This is a genomic window from Niallia sp. Man26 (assembly GCF_022049065.2).
Taxonomy (GTDB): domain Bacteria; phylum Bacillota; class Bacilli; order Bacillales; family Cytobacillaceae; genus Niallia.
Genome location: NZ_CP095745.1, coordinates 199611 through 216026, shown reverse-complemented (window position 1 = coordinate 216026; position 16416 = coordinate 199611). Strand labels below are relative to the sequence as shown.

The following is a 16416-nucleotide window of genomic DNA, read 5'->3' as shown; positions in this document are numbered from 1 at the left end:
AGAATGTTACCTGCCTACATTCTTGATATCGGAATTTTGTAAGTTGGTTTCGTGGAAGCGTTTGCCTTTTATGGGATTAGTTTAAGGATTACTTCTACAAATTAATAGATTTTTGAAATATAAATTATCGGAACTTATATAGGACATTTACATACCAATCCTTTGCTATCCTTCAAAAATATAGCCAAATATAATAGAATTCCCTTAATATAGTAGTTGCTGATATTAAGGACTTTAACGCTATTTTAAGATCATTTTTTTAAATAATAAAGGGGGATTAAACGTAGAATTAATTGCCTTTTTCTCTTAGATAAATAGGACATTTGGGAGCTAAATAACTACATAAACAAAAATTGGATTTGAGTCAATAATTTGGACACAAAAAAGTTAAATAGAGATTACCAATAGGATTGAAACATTCCTTCGAACAGGGGAAATTAAAAAACCTTTGAGAAAATCAAATATGAATAAGAAGCCTCAGCCCCAAGGAAACTTAAGTTTGGATACAGTTATCACTGAAAACCATCGTTGCAGTCAAAATGTAAGAGAATTTTTTTTAAGACGGTTGTCCCAAAAATGTTGGAAAAACATATCGTGAAGTAGTTAAAGCCTGGAATGAAGAGGAAGAACTAAAGAAAAATCCTTCGTTTAAGAAAACCATAGCCCCTCAATTTGAATATAATCAATTCATTCGTGATTTTTATTCAGATCCTAAGAATCAAGGAGTAAGTCGTGAGAAAGCTATTAAAGCTTGGAATGAAATCAAGAAACAGCCTGGTAGCAATAAATATTTATTTACTAAATAGTTTTTAAGTAGGTGAATAACTAAGGGTACATAAAGAGAAACTTTTGATTATCAAAGATAATAGGGAGTCTTCTGGAGCTAAAATGGCAGCATTCCTGTAATAACTAAACCATTTTTATAGCACTATCATGGCAGGTTTGTGGAAGAAGAAATTTTAAACTCATAATTGTCAAAAAAGAAGCTATGGTTCAAATAACCATAGCTTAGACCGTTAGCAATTACAAATCATTAGTACATTTCCATCTAGGTCTTTAAAGTTAAAATAAGCAAAATCACCAATTCGCTCAATTTCTCTAACAATTGTAATCCCTTTGCTTTTTACAAATTCATAAGCTTCATCAATATTTGGAACAAAAAAATTAAATAAAACGTGGTCAGAAGGATTTAGTTTAAACTCTGGGTCAAATGTGTGATCGTCCAAAGTAAGTCCAGTTTCAGAAGTAATGGGAATGTTGTAAACAGGTGATTCAACATTGTCCTTAGTGAATGGTAGTCCAAGTAAGTCACTGTACCATTCAGATGATTTTTCTAGGTTACTAACATGGATAAAAACATTATTTACTTTACAAGCAATAGGAGAAGAAATTGAATTCATAGAACAGTCCACCTTTAAATAGGAGTCAATTTACAGAATTCAATAAAAGAAGAGAAATACCTTTAAAACCCTGAAAATTTTTTGTCGCAATACATTAATACAGAACACTAGTTGGACAAACATGGAATCGTGCTTATGTAACAATCTTGGCAGGTTAGTTCAACAAGAAATGATATAATAACATCTAATAAAAGCATCGTAAAGGTGGCTATTCAAATGGAGAATTGGGTTGAATTATCTACATTAGAATATAAAGAGGTATGGGATAGGATATATGATGACCTTAATTTTGAACCAAGCATATCAAACTTCCCATCTTTTGATGTTCACAAGCCATTTATAACTTATGATGTATCCTCCTATATAAATTGGTCTGGAGATATAGATACTTATAATGAGATGTATTATGACCTAGAGGATAAGTCATTGCTAGCATTTCAAGAACTCACACAGAAGAATGAATATATGTATGCGTTAGATTGGCAGCATCCAGGTTATTGGATAAACCCACGTTTAGAGTTTTCAAAAAGTGAGTTTGATGAATGGACAGTACCCATCTTTCCAAACGGTGACTATTACTTTTTATTCATAAGAATTTTGAATGGGGATTATTGGGACACCCTTGGGAAAGAACCATCACTATTTTTGGAAAAGAATTGATAAAAGGTTTTGAAAAACATCAACCGAGAATGTTTCAAAAGATATTACGTCAGGGATAATTTAATTGTCTTTCCTTAATAAAAGGGAAGGCTTTTTCTTTATGTTGCAGAAGGATTCCTCACAATTTGCATTGAAATATTATATTTATTAGCAATTACATACACCTTAAGACAATGTGTTAAAGGTAGATTTTGTTATATATACTGATGCAGATATAATTAACTTTATCGTCTTTTTATATAGTTCAATTACTTAATCAAACAAGATAGGGGTTTAAATTTAAATATGGTTGATAAGAAAGCAGTTAAAATACTCTTTAAGCGTTATTGGTCTACCACTGGATGGACAAATACCCACCTTAGTAGAAATGCTATTTTAAATATGTACATTAATGCTTGAATAAATATGTACAAAGTTGCTTTCATTTTACATACTAGTCTTGAGGTGACTAGCTATGTATATATCATTTAATGTCGATGTTGATTTTGAGATTAATAGTCTTTCAGACTTACCAAAATTTAAACAAATAATGGAGCATATGAAAATGAAAATTAATAAGAGTAAATTGGCAAGGAATTAAGGGTAGACCGCCGAACAGTTGACAAATACTTAAATGGTTTTGTTCCTAAGAGGACACGGAAAAAGTCTTCAAAGATTGATGAATACTATGAAGTAATCGCTGCACTTTTATCAGAGGATTCTAAACAGGTGTTTTATTATCGGAGGATACTTTGGCAGTACTTAAAGGATAATCATGGATTAGAATGCGGTGCTTCGACCTTTCGTGCTTATATTGCACGCATACCCGAATTTAATGCTTACTTTAGAGAAGATAAACGTATTGCTTCTCCCAATGGGACTGTTCGTTATGAAACTCCCCTAGGTAAGCAAGCTCAATTAGATTGGAAGGAGAATATCCGATATGAAACAAAAGATGGTAAACAGATCGAGATAAATGTAGCTGCACTCATTCTATCGACCTCAAGATTACGAGTATTCTACATGAGTATCTCAAAGTCACAAAGTACATTATTTTCCTTTCTAACAGAAGTTTTTGAAACGCTTGGAGGTGTTCCTGCGGAACTCCTTACAGATAATATGAAAACAGTGATGGATGAAGCAAGAACAGAACATTCTTCAGGTAAAGTAAATGCGAAGTTTGAGCAATTCGCAAAAGACTTTGGTTTTAAAGTAAAAGCTTGTATCGCTGGACGCCCAAGGACAAAGGGGAAAATAGAAACGACAATGAAATTGTTAGACGAAATACATGCCTATCAAGGTCAATTCACATTAGAGGAGCTGCAACAATTTATACTGGATTTAGCCAACCGAGTGAATCGTCAGATTCACCAAGGGACAGGGAAAATCCCGATCATTGAATTTAAAAAAGAAAGGAACCACTTACTCCAGCTACCAACTGAAAAAGTAAGAGATTCCTATCGCATTAAGCATACACAAGTAAAGGTCAATGCATCCAACATGATCTCCTACAAATCAAACCAGTACTCCGTACCACCAGAATATCAAGGGAAGAATGTAGGTTTACAAGTGTACGATAACTATTTATGGATTTATTATAACATGAAACTCATTGCACAGCATCCAATCAGCAAAGCGAAGCTAAATTATCAAGAGGCACATTACAAAGCAAGTTTGGCTGTTTCAGCGCCTTACTATAACTATCCTGAAATCGATGATTTGGCAAAGAAAAATTTAGCAACGATTGGAGAAGTGTATAAATAATGAATCCATCTACTAATTATCAACAGTTATTAAGAAACCTAAATGGGGTGGAATACGTCACTTAGACCCTTTATATATAGCCTTTGATTTGAATCAATACTCAAATTCAAAAAAACTGGTACCTACCTCAGAAGATTATGAAATCTTGAATAAGATATTAATTGCTATAAATGAACTCCCTCCTGAAGGAAAAATAAGAGATTTGGAAAAAGCACTTACTAAAATTATTAAATCAAATAAAGAGGAAAGGGAGGTATTACTACAAATATTAGGTTATTGTTCTATATTATCAAATAAAGAATATCCAGGTTTTATTAATAAGTTTATTCCATTTGTTGAAAGGGAAGAGCCCAATCATTATAAAAATGATTGGACATATCCAGTTTGCTGTTGGACTGGTAAAAATGGATTGAATAGAGAAGCTTTAAAGATAATTTTTCCTAATGCTATAGAATCAGTAAATTGAAAAAGTATTTCGACCACTTTGTGAAGAAATGTACTTAAACCTTGGGGGCTTTCCTTAAAAAAGGAAAGTTTTTTCTTAGATCTTATGGCGTTAAAGTGACAGTTTTATTTAAGTACATTTATTCACAAAGTTAATAAAAGGAAGCCATTGATAGTGTAGTGTTTTGTCACCAGTGACAGTTATTAATCCTTCCTAGCTCTCAAACTAAAAAGACATCCTTCTCGAAAGGGATGTCTTTTCTTATTCTTAATAGGATTCACTATCACCATATTGTTGTAAATAATCATTTTGCTGTTTGTTGTAATCATTCATTTGCTCATTTGTTAAGGTTATGCCTATACTTACTATTTCTTCTTTTAATACTTGGTACCTAACATAGTTTTCGGTGAATACATACCAACGACCGAGAGCTGAGTTTGTAATTCTATTTATAATTTCTCGATCTCCTAGAGCCCACTCAATAAAGGTATGTTTATTACCATTCTTTAAACTTAGATGTACTTGAAATTTCTTCATTTTTCACCATTCACTCCCTTTACTAATAATTATCAGACAAAAAAAGCAAATGGACAATTATGTTTAGGCATTTAATGATATAAATTAAATGTGAGGACTATTGGTAAAAGACATAAAAAAACAGGGTAGTATTGCTGCAAAAAGGGAAGGTCTTCCGTTTATAAAACAGGAATGGCAGATTATTGCAATCAGAAATCCAATAAGTTAAAGTATTCAAAGGATGTCGTCTAGAGATATAATAAACTCATTGCAAGCAAAAAAGAAATATCTCAACTAGGGTGAAAGAAAAAAATGACGTTACCAGATCTATATTCAAAGTTAGTAATAGCACCTTTATATATTCTTGTATTAGTAATGTCTATTCTTTATCTGTTATTAAATTTCAAAAACAAAGGTTTCTTTGCATTTATGTTTAAAATGTATGCAGTATTTATTATAGGTAATTATGTAATAGCACTTTACTATCGTTTCTTAGATAAATAAATGGTTTCAATGACCACCTCGTTGGTGGTTTTTTTATGGTACAAACCGGGCAGCATTTCTGTAATAGATCAATAAGTAAAAAAGCCCTTCTTGAAAGAACGGCTTCTCTAAATGTAAGGGTCTATTATTAGTGGTATTTTATTTAACTAATGAAGTAATCCAAGAAACGTCTGATGTCTTTAATAAACTAAGAACTTCTTCAGCAACTCGTTTGTAATCTTCTTCTGTTTTTGCATTTTCATAATCAAAAACAATAGTATTACCATCAGCAAAAGTTTTGTTTCCCAATTTTAACCGATCTTCTACATCGTAAACGTTAATTTTATTTAATGGTATTTTTTCTCCCTCCCATGTTACACCTTCTTTGGGACATATTCCTACCGCCACAGTAAATGACCCACCCCATTTATTGAATTCAAATGTTAATAAATCAATATTATTTTCATTCATTCTTCTAAAATGAGTTAAAGAACCTTTGAAACCTTGTTCTCTTAATACTGGAATTACTACCTGTTTTAAAGCATTATCCATTTTCTTTCTTTCAATAGAAGCCATTTGAAGTACTCCTTAGAATGTTTTTTTGTTATATATTCTATTTTAGTTTTTTTCCTTGTTAGAACAAACTTGGCAGCATTCCAGTAATAAATGGCTACGTATGATCCAGTTCTTGATTTTCACCGAATTGGTTCAGGTGAAAATGTTCTTTAAGAAATGGGTGTAAGACAAAGATAAGTTTAAAGGTAAAATAAGTATGGAGCTTTGCTTTTTGGTATAATAAAGGTAAGAAATTTGGAGAAAACGGGTGATGACATGAGCGAATTTGAAAAGAACAAAAGAAACGAGAAAAATGAAGAGGTTCAGTTAGAAAAAAAGATTGATCAAGAAGCCTTAGACGTTGTTTTTCGCTTGTATGACGAGACCTTCAAGGATTTGGTGGAAAGATGAAGTATCTATCTGCTGAGATAGCATATGAGATTAATCGAAAGTTAATTGAAAGATATAGCGAAGGAGAAATGGTCGGAGTTAAGGAGCCTAATTTATTGGATAGTGCAATTAATCGTCCATTTCAAACCATGTTTGGGGATTCCTTATATAAGGACATTTTTGAGAAGGCTGTTGCTTTGTTTGAGTCAATTGCCAAAAATCATGTTTTTCACAACGCAAATAAGCGAACTGCTTTTGCTTGTATGACTTACTTTCTATTCATCAATGGTCATGTTTGTGTAATGAACGAGAAACATGCAGCCGATTTAACGGTGGATTTTGTTACAGGTAGAATAACTTTTGAAGAGACAGTAGAAATTATAAGGAAAAATACGTATCATAAGTAAGAAGCTAGAGCCTCGAATTAAACGAGTCTCTTTTTCATTGTGCACATAAATTATTTGGTTTAATTATAAAATAGGAAATTTAATACTATTCGTATAATCCATATTTTACGAATAGTATAAGAGAGATTAAGAAGAACAGTTTATAAATAAACTTTTAGATACAGGTGTAAACATGTAATAGGTTTTGAAATAGACATATCTATTTTTCCTATGTAATATGCAAATACAATCTATCATTAATATCTACAAATTAGCAGCAGTCGTTGAAATTTTCTCTTTGGTTTAACTGATCTTACAAATAATTGAGAGTGTGATTATATATGAAAAGTGATCTAATTTTAAATAAGGTAGCTATTATTGAACGTTGTATTAGTCGGATTTCTGAGGAATATAACCAAAATCCAAAAAACTTAGAGAATTACACCAAACAGGATTCCATTATTTTGAATCTACAAAGAGCTTGCGAAGCTAGTATTAATCTTGCAATGCACATAGTGGCTATACTTAGGCTCGGGCTTCCGCATATTACTCTAGATGCTTTTAATTTACTAGAAGGTATTCTCTCTCCTTGTCTTTCAAGTAAAATGAAGGATTTAGTCGCATTTTGTAAGGTAGCTGTTAAAGATTGTAATGGAATTAACTTAGTTGATCTACAAACAATCCTAGATACTAATTTAGTTGATTTTTTTGAATATACTAAGACAATCAATTCGTTTTAATAAACCATAAAAATATTATGTAAACAATTATTCGTAACAATTGTATTATACGAACAATTGTTCTTGTTTAGCGGATAACTGAGTATATTGAGTCAATTTCACCCCTGATTTCCCTGAACTCTTAGGGAAATCAAATTACATCCCCTTATTTCACTATAGCCCCCGATAGCTTAAGTGCATTTCTTCACACTCTTACTTTCAGACGTTAAAAAAGAATAGCAAAAACAGTTCTTCCCCTTATTAAGTCACTAAATGATAATAATTTGATTACCTTTATAATGAACTTTTTAAAATAAATCTAGGGAGAAATCCGTAATCCAACTCTGCTTGAAAATATGCTAATTTTCCAGGTATAAAGGATATAATTGAAGCAGCTTGATACCAAATTAATTGTTCTATTGCCGTTGATGTAGGCAGTTCTTTCCCATCCAAACTAGAATCACACGACATTACATAACAACTATTACCAGCTCCTTGCTTTCTCATTATTTTTTCTATTTCATACGGGTCTGAATTTGGTTTGGCAATTTCAATCAAAAATTCCTTGCGAAGTGTAATTAGATAATTGTGGTTCAATCTATCTAATGCATTACTTCGTTTTTTGGGGGACGTTAATTCGAATAGCACTCTTTTTTGTAATCTTTTTTCAAAGAAAGATTTAACAATAATTTCTTCTATTTCTTTGTTCATTTAACAACCCACTCTTCCTCAAAATTTGCATTTTTATTCTTCTCTTTTCTATGACTAATGTTTCCTTTGTCTTTTCTAAGCATAAATAAAATAACACAAGCAAAATATGCACATACCTAAGAAAAGAAGAATCATAAACAACTTTATTAAATACCAAGGTAATAAACTAATTATATAAAGCAATATTTCAGCTAAAATTCCTGAAGAGCCAATATTATCGAAACTTTCCTCTTGATAAAATTCTTTATTTTTAAAGGAAAAAAATATCAAACCAAAAAATGAAAAAAGACCCAAAATAATCATTAAAATAGTCATGCTGATTTTCCCTCTTTTTAGAAATTATTATAACATTCCTTATGCCATTAAACTCTCGTTAGTACCAGAGCAATAAAGAAGCATTGATTCTTACTGGATTAACGCCCTCGTTAGCACAATAAGATTAACTTCAATTTTCAAATAAATCCTTAATATAAGCGATTGCTTCATCAGAGTTGCTATTATATTTCTCAACCGATTTTATACATTCGTTAATAAAATCAATTTCTCCTAACTGCTTACCGTACTTATTAATAACAAATATTTTATTATCCTTAATTCCGAACCAATTATTATTACCATAGTCCTGACCTATTACAAAGTATCTATTCGTTATTTTCTTAGGAGCATCGGACTTATTTACTTGAATTATGTCGTGGTAAAAAAAGGCTTTTTCCTTTTGAGAAAAACCTTTCCATAACCCTAATGGCAGTCCAAAAAAGGCTAAATATCCACTTTCTAATGAAAAACCATTGCTCACTTTAATTAGTTCCTTATAGATAGTTGGAAACTTAATATTATGCTCTTTTTCGGTTTGTAAGATTAATTCATCTGTTACTGGTGAAAAAAATGCATGAGCAACATTGTCGGGAAAAACAATTTTCTTATCCTCTTTCAACTCTTGTGAAAGATAGATAATAGTTAACCCACTCTGTTTAAACTGCTCGATTGGACCATTATAATTTAACGCTTTTTCAATTATTTTTTTCATACTATTTTTCCCTCTATTTATCTGGTCTTTTAATTACTAATTCGGTATTTATAATTAGCTTCCTTCTTTCAGTAACCTGTCACTTTAACGACATAAGAACTAAGAAAAAACATTCCTTTTTTAAGGAAAGCCCCCAATATTTAAGTGCATTTCTTCACAAAGTGGTGGAAATACTTTTTCAATTTACAAATTCTATAGCATTAGGAAAAATTATCTTTAAAGCTTCTCTATTCAATCCACTTTTACCAGTCCAAAAGCAAACTGGATATGTCCAATCATTTTTATAATGATTGGGCTCTTCCCTTTCGACAAATGGAATAAACTTATTAATAAAACCTGGATATTCTTTATTTGACAATATAGAACAATAACCTAATATTTGTAGTAATACTTCCCTTTCCTCTTTATTTGATTTAATAATTTTAGTAAGTGCTTTTTCCAAATTTCTTATTTTTCCTTCTGGAGGGAGTTCATTTATAGCAATTAATATCTTATTTAAGATTTCATAATCTTCTGAGGTAGGTACCAGTTTTTCTGAATTTGAGTATTGATTCAAATCAAAGGCTATATATAAAGGGTCTAAGTGACGTATTCCACCCCATTTAAACCTTTCAAAATTAAGTATATTTAAATCTTGTCTTTCTTGGGTTTTACTATATGATCCACAATAAATACAATAAGTTTCCGTCCCTGTAAATGTGTGTGTTAATAGATGCTTGCCTACTATGTAAGACCCTAAAGCGGATCGAAGGTCAAGTCTTCTTGTAGATAAACTTGCAATAAATTGTTCAATAATTTCCTTTAAATCTAATATATTTACAAATTCATTAACGTTATGGATAATTTCATCATGGGATTGTTCTATTGGTTCGAACATAATCCTTGCTTCTTTGGCGTATTGTAATTCCTCTTTACTAAGGTGGGTATTTGTCCATCCAGCAGAAGACCAATAACGCTTAAAGAGTATTTTAACTGCTTTCTTATCAACCATATTTAAACTCCTATCTTGTTGTTTGACTAAGTAATTGGACTGCATAAAAAGACGATGCCTTTAATTATATCTGCATCAGTATCTATAACAAAATGTACCGTTAACACATTGTCTTAAGGTGTATGTAATAAATATAATAATTCAATGCAAATTGTGAGGAATCCTTCTGCAACATAAAGAAAAAGCCTTTCCTTTTATTAAGGAAAGCCACAATTAAATTATCCCTGACGTAATATCTTTTGAAACATCCTCGGTTGATGTTTTTCAAAACCTTTTATCAATTCTTTTCCAAAAATAGTGATGGTTCTTTCCCAAGGGTGTCCCAATAATCCCCATTCAAAATTCTTATGAATAAAAAAGTAATAATCACCGTTTGGAAAGATGGGTACTGTCCATTCATCAAACTCACTTTTTAAAAACTCTAAACGGGGGTTTATCCAATAACCTGGATGATGCCAATCTAACGCATACATATATTCATTCTTCTGTGTGAGTTCTTGAAATACTAGCAATGACTTATCCTCTAGGTCATAATACATCTCATTATAAGTATCTATATCTCCAGACCAATTTATATATGAGGATACATCATAAGTTATAAATGGCTTGTGAACATCAAAAGATGGGAAGTTTGATATGCTTGGTTCAAAATTAAAGTCATCATATATCCTATCCCATACCTCTTTATATTCTAATGTAGATAATTCAACCCAATTTTCCATTTGAATAGCCACCTTTACGATGCTTTTATTGGATATTATTATATCATTTCTTGTTGAACTAACCTCCATGTTAGTACCAGCAACGGCATTAATCTAACTGGATCTATGCAACCGTATTTAATGTAATCATTCATTTAACTTATTAAAGTTTATGTTAAGTTAAAACCCTCTTATTATCTACGAATGGCTATTTTAATGGTTTCATAAAAATTCTTATTCAGCGAAACTGCCCCTTTAATACCACAAGATATCCTCAGTAACCATTAAGTTATGAACATAATACAAATAAAATGCCAATTATAATAATTGGCATTAAGAATTTTCTTCCGTGTAATGTTTGTATACTTTTAATTCTTCTTCACTAAGACTTTTCCTCTGTTCAGAATCTCTATTTTTTTCTATAAAAGCACTTAACTTTTGATTTCTTAATTCAGCATATTCATGAAAGTGTTCTTCACAATACCAATTCATTTCTGTCATCTTCCAATTCTTTAAGGGGCGACTACCTCTTAACTTACAATTATTACCTTCGCATTTTTTATTAAGAAAATGTTTATGTATCATTTACTTTACTACCCCCCCACCATAACTAATATTTCATTCATTTTAGCATAGTGCCACGTTTCCATTATTGAAATATTTTAATTCGTATAGTTGCATAAGAACCGTTCTACACTTGGGTATTTTTCACCTAAACTTATTATTTTAAATCCAGTTTTCCGGTAAAATCCCACTGCATCATTGTCTGTTTCAGCCGAAATAACTCTATACTGTTGAGAAAGGAAGTTAATCATCTGGCTACCAAAAGATTTTCCTCTTTGTTTTGTAGATACTGTAATATGTTTAATTACACACTCGTTTGGACTAACAATCTCTATTCCGATGCAACCAACAATTTCCCCGTATTGTTGAAGACAGAATAACTCTCTGTTAGATGTATTTAAGTACTTTTCATATTCATAATCAACCTTAGAATATGTAGTTGCAAAGGAAAGAAGTTCACGGATTGATGAATGAATAGTTTTCGAACTGACTTTTTCCAAATTACACTACCCCTTTATCGTTTGTTGAATATAAATAATTCGGTAAAAAAACCTTTATTTTACTTAAATAATGCAAATACCTTTAAAGCTACTTCTTTAGGCCTTACATCAATATATAAGAGTTTTTTAATATCCATCCAAATAGGTTGATATGATCCTCTTTCTCTTATTTTATTTGTAAATTCTTCACCAGTACCTGTATTACATCACAATGATAAAAATACTGTAAACCATTAAATTCATATGTTGCAATGCATTTATTGAGCTTCACTTCTAACCCTAATTCCTCAAATGCTTCTCTTTTTGTCCCATCTTCTAATGTTTCTCCCTTTTCAATTCCACCACCAGGAAAAACATAATAAAAGGAATCATTTCTTTCTCTCTTTATTAAAGCAACCTTTGCATTTTCAACTATTACCACTGAACCTCTAATTCGCATTACTCAACCACATAACTTTCATTATTAAAATAATGTTTTTCAAAATTCCTTTTAGCTCTTGAAACCGAATTTGAAAACACTTCATTTCCTCTGATATAAGCCATGTTTATTAACCCCTAACAATATAGTAGTTAATATTATTTCTATAGAAATAATGATTTTCCTTCTTTAACAAAACTCCCTCAATAAATAAGGCTGTTTTCGCATAGATTGTTACTATCTTGACCATACTGTAAAAAGGTTGATATAATGCGGTCAGGAGGCGTTCAATTATGTGGTTAGATGTTTATGAGCAGTTTGGCGAATTAACCGATTCTGAGAAGATAGCGTTGTTCAATGCAATGAATCAAGACCTATTCCCAGATGACCCAAGCAGAATTACGAAGCTATTGAAAGATATTCGTGAAGCTCGTTTTGCGTCAGGAATGGGTTGTCTTCATTGTGGAAGCACTTCTGTTAAGCGGAACGGCAAATACAAAACACGCCAACGTTATCTATGTAAGGATTGCGGGAAGACCTTTAACGATATGACAAACACCCCGTTTTCAGGTTCTCGTTATCCCGAAAGATGGGTTAAGTACATTGAATTAATGGTAGAAGGCTATACTTTGCCTAAAATCGCTGAACGCCTTAAAATACACATCTCCACTGCATTTTATTGGAGACATAAAATCTTGAACGCATTAGGTAGTCTCGGATTTGACCAACTCAAAGGGATTGTTGAAAGCGATGAAACATTCCTTAAAGAGTCTATGAAAGGAAAACGAAAATTAACACATAGAGAACCGAAAGAGCGTGGTGGTAAAGACCAAAAGAGGGGCATTTCCAACCTTAAAATTGCAGTGGTTGTAGCCCAAGACCGTAATGGTAGTGTAGTTGCACGAAAGGCTGGTCGTGGGCGTGTACGAGCAGAAGAAATAGATGCCGTAATTGGGGAACATATAGACCCCTCTGCTTTGTTATGTACAGATACAGCAACGAATTATAAAAAGTTCGCTTTGATTAAGGGGTTAAAACACGAAACGGTTAATGTCAGTAAAGAAGGGTATGTCAAAAAGGGTATATACCACGTTCATAAACGCTTGGAAGATTGGATGGTTAGGTTTCAAGGTGTAGCTACCAAATATCTTGATAACTACCTCTACTGGTTCCGTTGGCTTGAATTAGGGAAAAACTTAGCATTTGATAAACGAGTAGAACAAATGCTTGTTTCAGCCTGTCGAAAATCCAATAAGACTACTGTTGAAATGCTAAGAAGTGCATAAAAAAAGACTTCGTACGAAGTCTTAATTAAATCGAGATTCTACTAATTCAATTAATTTATCAGTCATATCATTTGAAACGGTATAGATAGTATTTGTATCTTCCGTTTTCATAAATGTGCTTCTTTGTCCTTTTTCGCCTATCCATAAATATAAACTTTGTTGATTGTCCTTATCATAAACGACATCCATATAAAATTCGGGGGCAGCCATATCAACTATACCAGGTTCTCTTACTGCACTTGAAAAGATGACTTGAAAGGCTTTTAAGGTATCTTTGTCATCAAAGGTGATTTCATTGACACCGTTTGTTTTTGAAATGCTAATGCTTTTAAAATCATTTTTGATTGATAGTCTTTTATCATTTTCCGATTTAGCAGTTGGATTTGCAGAGATTTCAGTAGTGATTCCTTTCGATTGACAAGCAAGAAGAATTGAAGAAATGGATATTATGAAAACCATCAAAAGAATATTTTTCTTCAAGTAAAATTACCTCCAAAAGTTTATTTTTAACTACCTTTCTATTTAGACGAGTCAAATCCTCCAAATGTTTCTATAACATAACTTTAACTTAGAAACCTATATACTAAAAAACAACAAACTTTACGTAAAGAGCCATAAATAAACACTTATCTCTTAAATACGCAGTTATTCTCCATATTGCTATCTAACTTGTTTAACTTTATAGATTTGGTTATTGTGAAAAGATCATAAATAAACAACTTATAAAGAAAATGAGCGCAAGAAACTAGCCAACCTTCGGTTCATTTCAAAAAGTTGGATAAATAGGTATGTACGCACCAATGGATGTCCACATATCTTACGGGGGTCTACCCTCCCAAGTCTCACAGAGTCTACGCTCCTACATTCCTTCGTTCAACCTTTCCATAAGGTGGATGTCGGTCATGCTGCCACACAGGATCGTTGTCCTTACGTTAGTTCCGTTGCCGACTAATCCCATGCTGATTTTGTCCGTTCATCTTTCCAAATCTATTTATTAAAAGTTAGTTTTATAGTGATTAAGCTGCTATTGGTTCTTGGATAAATGCATGCATATGAGGGATGTCCTTCAACATCTTCTCCTCTTGAAATACAAACTGTTTCTTACCAATAGAGAAGAGTATACGGATGAGCTTATTACACAAAGCAATTAAAGACTGCATCTTTTTCAACGGATTGTCAGGTCTCGTTGTGTAGTAAAGATGTAGGGCTTTAAAGGCTTTGTTCTTGGCTACTAGAATCATAGATGCCCGGAATAACAATGCTCGTAATTTCTTTCGACCACGTTTGGTTATTCTGGTCCTCCCTTTATGCTTACCTGATGTATTTTCTTTTAAGCTAAGTCCTGCCAGTTTGGTTATCTGGCGAGGATGATTGTATTCACTCAAATCGCCTACTTCAGCGAAGAAACCCGCCACTGTATCGCGTCCAATTCCTGTTATCTCTAACATTTGATCAACGCCTGGAATATCTTGAAGTAGTGTATCCAGAGTTTGGTCAAGCTCTTCGAACTTGGCTTGAATGAGTTCATACTTTTGAATTAACGTTCTTAATTCCATTTTAGCCATCATGGCACCCTGACGAATGCCAATCGAGCGATTGGCGGCTTCTTTTAAGGCACGAATCTTCTTTATTCCTACACTTTTTTTCACTGCTTGCCTTAGATAATCCAGTAGTTCTTCATCTGTATATTCACCTAGTTCGTAAGGTAAAGCTTCGAGTTTTAATAAATGTAAAGCTGCCTTGCCTTCCCAACTTTTAAAAGCGGTAAAGAACTCTGGAAAGTATCGATCAATCCAGTTGTGTACCTGTCCTTGCACAATTTGTAAGTCTACATTTAATAGATCACGTAATTTCTTAGCCACACGTAGTTCCGCAAAAACTCCTTGTGGTATCGTTGGTTCGGCGTATCTACCATCTTTGACTAGCTGTGCAATGACTTTTGCGTCTTTTACATCATTTTTTGTTGGAGAGTTATCATCTAACTCCTTACTGTGCTTGACGTGTAAAGGGTTGACCGTTACGAACTTAATCTGTTCCTCCTTTAGAATATGAGCTAAATTAAGCCAATAATGGCCTGTAGGCTCCATTCCAGTAATGACAGAATCCATTTCGCATGACTCTTTTATTTGATTAATCCAATCAATAAATGTCCTAAATCCTTCTTGGGTATTATCAAAAAAGCAAGTAGAACCTAGCTCCATTCCACGATAATCCTGAGCTCTAGCTACATGATGATGTTTGGCAATATCAATACCAACCACTAAGGTTTTAGGTGTGATTTGAGCTATTTTATGATTTTGGTTATAATTCATGATGAGACCTCCGAATAAATATTTTGTCCCTTTTAGCTGGCTGGCTCAGGACACATTTATCTTATCAAGAGGTCTTTTTTCTTTCAAACCGCATTTTCACTTATTACAGGAATGCTGCCACGTTTCTTCCATAAGCTATTTTTTCATTTATTCAGAAAATCTTCCATTAATGAGGTCTCGAGTTATCTAATTTAAATCTCATTAATTAATATCAATCAGTTCTCTCAGCTATTTCTAATAAGAACTCTTCTACGGTTAAAATCTTCTCCGGATAATCTTTATACATTCCTTGTGTTAAATACTTCAAGGCACTGTAGTACTCTTCAGCGCACTCATATAACGGGTTATCTTTTATATCCTTATCTGGTAACATTGTATAGATTAAATATAACCTTTCGATAGTCAAAAAGTAATTTTGCATTAATGCTGTAATTGGATCAGGAATGGACAGAGACCTTACTTCAGTCATAAAAATTGCTCCCTTCAATAACTGTTTACTATAACTTTCTACACATCTACATAATTTCCCCTTTTGTTTTTCGCTCTTTCGCTAACCTGCCCTTTTTCTACTATAAGCCAGGTTTAACTTATTACAGGATGCTGCCTGAT

19 protein-coding genes and 2 pseudogenes are annotated in these 16416 nt (G+C 32.5%); 7 read left to right on the top strand and 14 right to left on the bottom strand.

Annotation, left to right across the window (positions count from 1 at the left end):
• Window positions 1-1016 precede the first annotated feature (1016 nt).
• The gene (locus L8T27_RS27310; protein ID WP_237944401.1) at window positions 1017-1400 is read right to left on the bottom strand and encodes a VOC family protein; all 384 of its coding nucleotides are present in this window, start codon (window positions 1398-1400) and stop codon (window positions 1017-1019) included.
• A gap of 216 nt (window positions 1401-1616) precedes the next feature.
• On the opposite strand from L8T27_RS27310, the pseudogene L8T27_RS27305 reads away from it, so the two are divergent.
• The 3 genes and pseudogenes from L8T27_RS27305 (at window position 1617) to L8T27_RS27295 (ending at window position 4269) form a co-directional block, all read left to right on the top strand.
• A pseudogene (locus L8T27_RS27305) lies at window positions 1617-2119 on the top strand (DUF2716 domain-containing protein).
• Window positions 2120-2514: 395 nt separating this feature from the next.
• Window positions 2515-3803 (top strand): annotated as a pseudogene (istA, locus tag L8T27_RS27300) (IS21 family transposase).
• Window positions 3804-3948: 145 nt separating this feature from the next.
• Complete coding sequence (locus tag L8T27_RS27295) at window positions 3949-4269, top strand: hypothetical protein (RefSeq protein WP_237944400.1); 321 nt, start codon at window positions 3949-3951, stop codon at window positions 4267-4269.
• Window positions 4270-4515: 246 nt separating this feature from the next.
• Here the strand turns inward: L8T27_RS27295 and L8T27_RS27290 are convergent, their stop codons facing one another.
• A complete protein-coding gene (locus L8T27_RS27290; RefSeq protein WP_237944399.1) occupies window positions 4516-4785 on the bottom strand; it encodes a hypothetical protein in 270 nt (89 codons plus the stop codon).
• 621 nt (window positions 4786-5406) lie between these two features.
• Window positions 5407-5823, bottom strand: a complete 417-nt coding sequence (locus L8T27_RS27285) for a DUF4304 domain-containing protein (protein ID WP_237944398.1) — start codon at window positions 5821-5823, stop codon at window positions 5407-5409.
• A 255-nt stretch (window positions 5824-6078) separates the two neighbouring features.
• Here L8T27_RS27285 and L8T27_RS28855 point away from each other — a divergent pair, with 255 nt between their 5' ends.
• From L8T27_RS28855 to hepT, 3 genes are all read left to right on the top strand, one after another.
• Complete coding sequence (locus L8T27_RS28855; RefSeq protein ID WP_282581477.1) at window positions 6079-6213, top strand: hypothetical protein; 135 nt, start codon at window positions 6079-6081, stop codon at window positions 6211-6213.
• Window positions 6210-6599 (top strand): type II toxin-antitoxin system death-on-curing family toxin, encoded by a 390-nt coding sequence (locus tag L8T27_RS27280; RefSeq protein ID WP_237944397.1) that lies wholly within the window; start codon window positions 6210-6212, stop codon window positions 6597-6599. Before L8T27_RS28855 ends, L8T27_RS27280 begins: the two co-directional genes overlap by 4 nt.
• A gap of 320 nt (window positions 6600-6919) precedes the next feature.
• Entirely contained in the window at window positions 6920-7318 is a 399-nt protein-coding gene (gene hepT, locus L8T27_RS27275) for a type VII toxin-antitoxin system HepT family RNase toxin (RefSeq protein ID WP_237944396.1), read from the top strand.
• Between the two features lie 273 nt (window positions 7319-7591).
• Here hepT and L8T27_RS27270 read toward each other — a convergent pair whose 3' ends face one another.
• The 8 genes from L8T27_RS27270 to L8T27_RS27235 all read right to left on the bottom strand — a co-directional run bounded on the left by L8T27_RS27270 (window position 7592) and on the right by L8T27_RS27235 (window position 12230).
• Window positions 7592-8008, bottom strand: coding sequence for a hypothetical protein (locus L8T27_RS27270; protein ID WP_237944395.1), 417 nt, complete (start codon window positions 8006-8008; stop codon window positions 7592-7594).
• Between the two features lie 75 nt (window positions 8009-8083).
• Entirely contained in the window at window positions 8084-8323 is a 240-nt protein-coding gene (locus L8T27_RS27265; protein ID WP_237944394.1) for a hypothetical protein, read from the bottom strand.
• A 130-nt stretch (window positions 8324-8453) separates the two neighbouring features.
• A complete protein-coding gene (locus L8T27_RS27260) occupies window positions 8454-9035 on the bottom strand; it encodes an SMI1/KNR4 family protein (RefSeq protein WP_237944393.1) in 582 nt (193 codons plus the stop codon).
• 178 nt (window positions 9036-9213) lie between these two features.
• Entirely contained in the window at window positions 9214-10026 is an 813-nt protein-coding gene (locus L8T27_RS27255; RefSeq protein ID WP_237944392.1) for a hypothetical protein, read from the bottom strand.
• 218 nt (window positions 10027-10244) lie between these two features.
• Complete coding sequence (locus L8T27_RS27250; protein ID WP_237944391.1) at window positions 10245-10748, bottom strand: DUF2716 domain-containing protein; 504 nt, start codon at window positions 10746-10748, stop codon at window positions 10245-10247.
• A gap of 312 nt (window positions 10749-11060) precedes the next feature.
• The gene (locus L8T27_RS27245; protein ID WP_237944390.1) at window positions 11061-11312 is read right to left on the bottom strand and encodes a hypothetical protein; all 252 of its coding nucleotides are present in this window, start codon (window positions 11310-11312) and stop codon (window positions 11061-11063) included.
• 77 nt (window positions 11313-11389) lie between these two features.
• Window positions 11390-11791: a GNAT family N-acetyltransferase gene (locus tag L8T27_RS27240; RefSeq protein ID WP_237944389.1), complete on the bottom strand. Its 402-nt coding sequence runs from the start codon at window positions 11789-11791 to the stop codon at window positions 11390-11392.
• Window positions 11792-11957: 166 nt separating this feature from the next.
• Window positions 11958-12230, bottom strand: coding sequence for an NUDIX domain-containing protein (locus L8T27_RS27235; protein WP_349238826.1), 273 nt, complete (start codon window positions 12228-12230; stop codon window positions 11958-11960).
• 272 nt (window positions 12231-12502) lie between these two features.
• Here L8T27_RS27235 and L8T27_RS27230 point away from each other — a divergent pair, with 272 nt between their 5' ends.
• Window positions 12503-13495: an IS1595 family transposase gene (locus tag L8T27_RS27230; RefSeq protein ID WP_237944388.1), complete on the top strand. Its 993-nt coding sequence runs from the start codon at window positions 12503-12505 to the stop codon at window positions 13493-13495.
• A gap of 21 nt (window positions 13496-13516) precedes the next feature.
• Here the strand turns inward: L8T27_RS27230 and L8T27_RS27225 are convergent, their stop codons facing one another.
• The 3 genes from L8T27_RS27225 to L8T27_RS27215 all read right to left on the bottom strand — a co-directional run bounded on the left by L8T27_RS27225 (window position 13517) and on the right by L8T27_RS27215 (window position 16276).
• Entirely contained in the window at window positions 13517-13975 is a 459-nt protein-coding gene (locus L8T27_RS27225; protein WP_237944387.1) for a YhfM domain-containing protein, read from the bottom strand.
• A gap of 536 nt (window positions 13976-14511) precedes the next feature.
• The gene (locus L8T27_RS27220; protein WP_237944386.1) at window positions 14512-15807 is read right to left on the bottom strand and encodes an IS110 family RNA-guided transposase; all 1296 of its coding nucleotides are present in this window, start codon (window positions 15805-15807) and stop codon (window positions 14512-14514) included.
• Window positions 15808-16018: 211 nt separating this feature from the next.
• Window positions 16019-16276 (bottom strand): hypothetical protein, encoded by a 258-nt coding sequence (locus L8T27_RS27215; RefSeq protein WP_237944385.1) that lies wholly within the window; start codon window positions 16274-16276, stop codon window positions 16019-16021.
• Window positions 16277-16416 lie beyond the last annotated feature (140 nt).

What these genes read in the sequence shown, in the direction of transcription:
- L8T27_RS27310 (WP_237944401.1), bottom strand. Translation starts at nt 1,400, where the DNA reads ATGAATTCAATTTCTTCTCCTATTGCTTGTAAAGTAAATAATGTTTTT.
- L8T27_RS27290 (WP_237944399.1), bottom strand. Translation starts at nt 4,785, where the DNA reads ATGAAGAAATTTCAAGTACATCTAAGTTTAAAGAATGGTAATAAACAT.
- L8T27_RS27285 (WP_237944398.1), bottom strand. Translation starts at nt 5,823, where the DNA reads ATGGCTTCTATTGAAAGAAAGAAAATGGATAATGCTTTAAAACAGGTA.
- L8T27_RS28855 (WP_282581477.1), top strand. Translation starts at nt 6,079, where the DNA reads ATGAGCGAATTTGAAAAGAACAAAAGAAACGAGAAAAATGAAGAGGTT.
- L8T27_RS27280 (WP_237944397.1), top strand. Translation starts at nt 6,210, where the DNA reads ATGAAGTATCTATCTGCTGAGATAGCATATGAGATTAATCGAAAGTTA.
- hepT (WP_237944396.1), top strand. Translation starts at nt 6,920, where the DNA reads ATGAAAAGTGATCTAATTTTAAATAAGGTAGCTATTATTGAACGTTGT.
- L8T27_RS27270 (WP_237944395.1), bottom strand. Translation starts at nt 8,008, where the DNA reads ATGAACAAAGAAATAGAAGAAATTATTGTTAAATCTTTCTTTGAAAAA.
- L8T27_RS27265 (WP_237944394.1), bottom strand. Translation starts at nt 8,323, where the DNA reads ATGACTATTTTAATGATTATTTTGGGTCTTTTTTCATTTTTTGGTTTG.
- L8T27_RS27260 (WP_237944393.1), bottom strand. Translation starts at nt 9,035, where the DNA reads ATGAAAAAAATAATTGAAAAAGCGTTAAATTATAATGGTCCAATCGAG.
- L8T27_RS27255 (WP_237944392.1), bottom strand. Translation starts at nt 10,026, where the DNA reads ATGGTTGATAAGAAAGCAGTTAAAATACTCTTTAAGCGTTATTGGTCT.
- L8T27_RS27250 (WP_237944391.1), bottom strand. Translation starts at nt 10,748, where the DNA reads ATGGAAAATTGGGTTGAATTATCTACATTAGAATATAAAGAGGTATGG.
- L8T27_RS27245 (WP_237944390.1), bottom strand. Translation starts at nt 11,312, where the DNA reads ATGATACATAAACATTTTCTTAATAAAAAATGCGAAGGTAATAATTGT.
- L8T27_RS27235 (WP_349238826.1), bottom strand. Translation starts at nt 12,230, where the DNA reads ATGCGAATTAGAGGTTCAGTGGTAATAGTTGAAAATGCAAAGGTTGCT.
- L8T27_RS27230 (WP_237944388.1), top strand. Translation starts at nt 12,503, where the DNA reads ATGTGGTTAGATGTTTATGAGCAGTTTGGCGAATTAACCGATTCTGAG.
- L8T27_RS27220 (WP_237944386.1), bottom strand. Translation starts at nt 15,807, where the DNA reads ATGAATTATAACCAAAATCATAAAATAGCTCAAATCACACCTAAAACC.
- L8T27_RS27215 (WP_237944385.1), bottom strand. Translation starts at nt 16,276, where the DNA reads ATGACTGAAGTAAGGTCTCTGTCCATTCCTGATCCAATTACAGCATTA.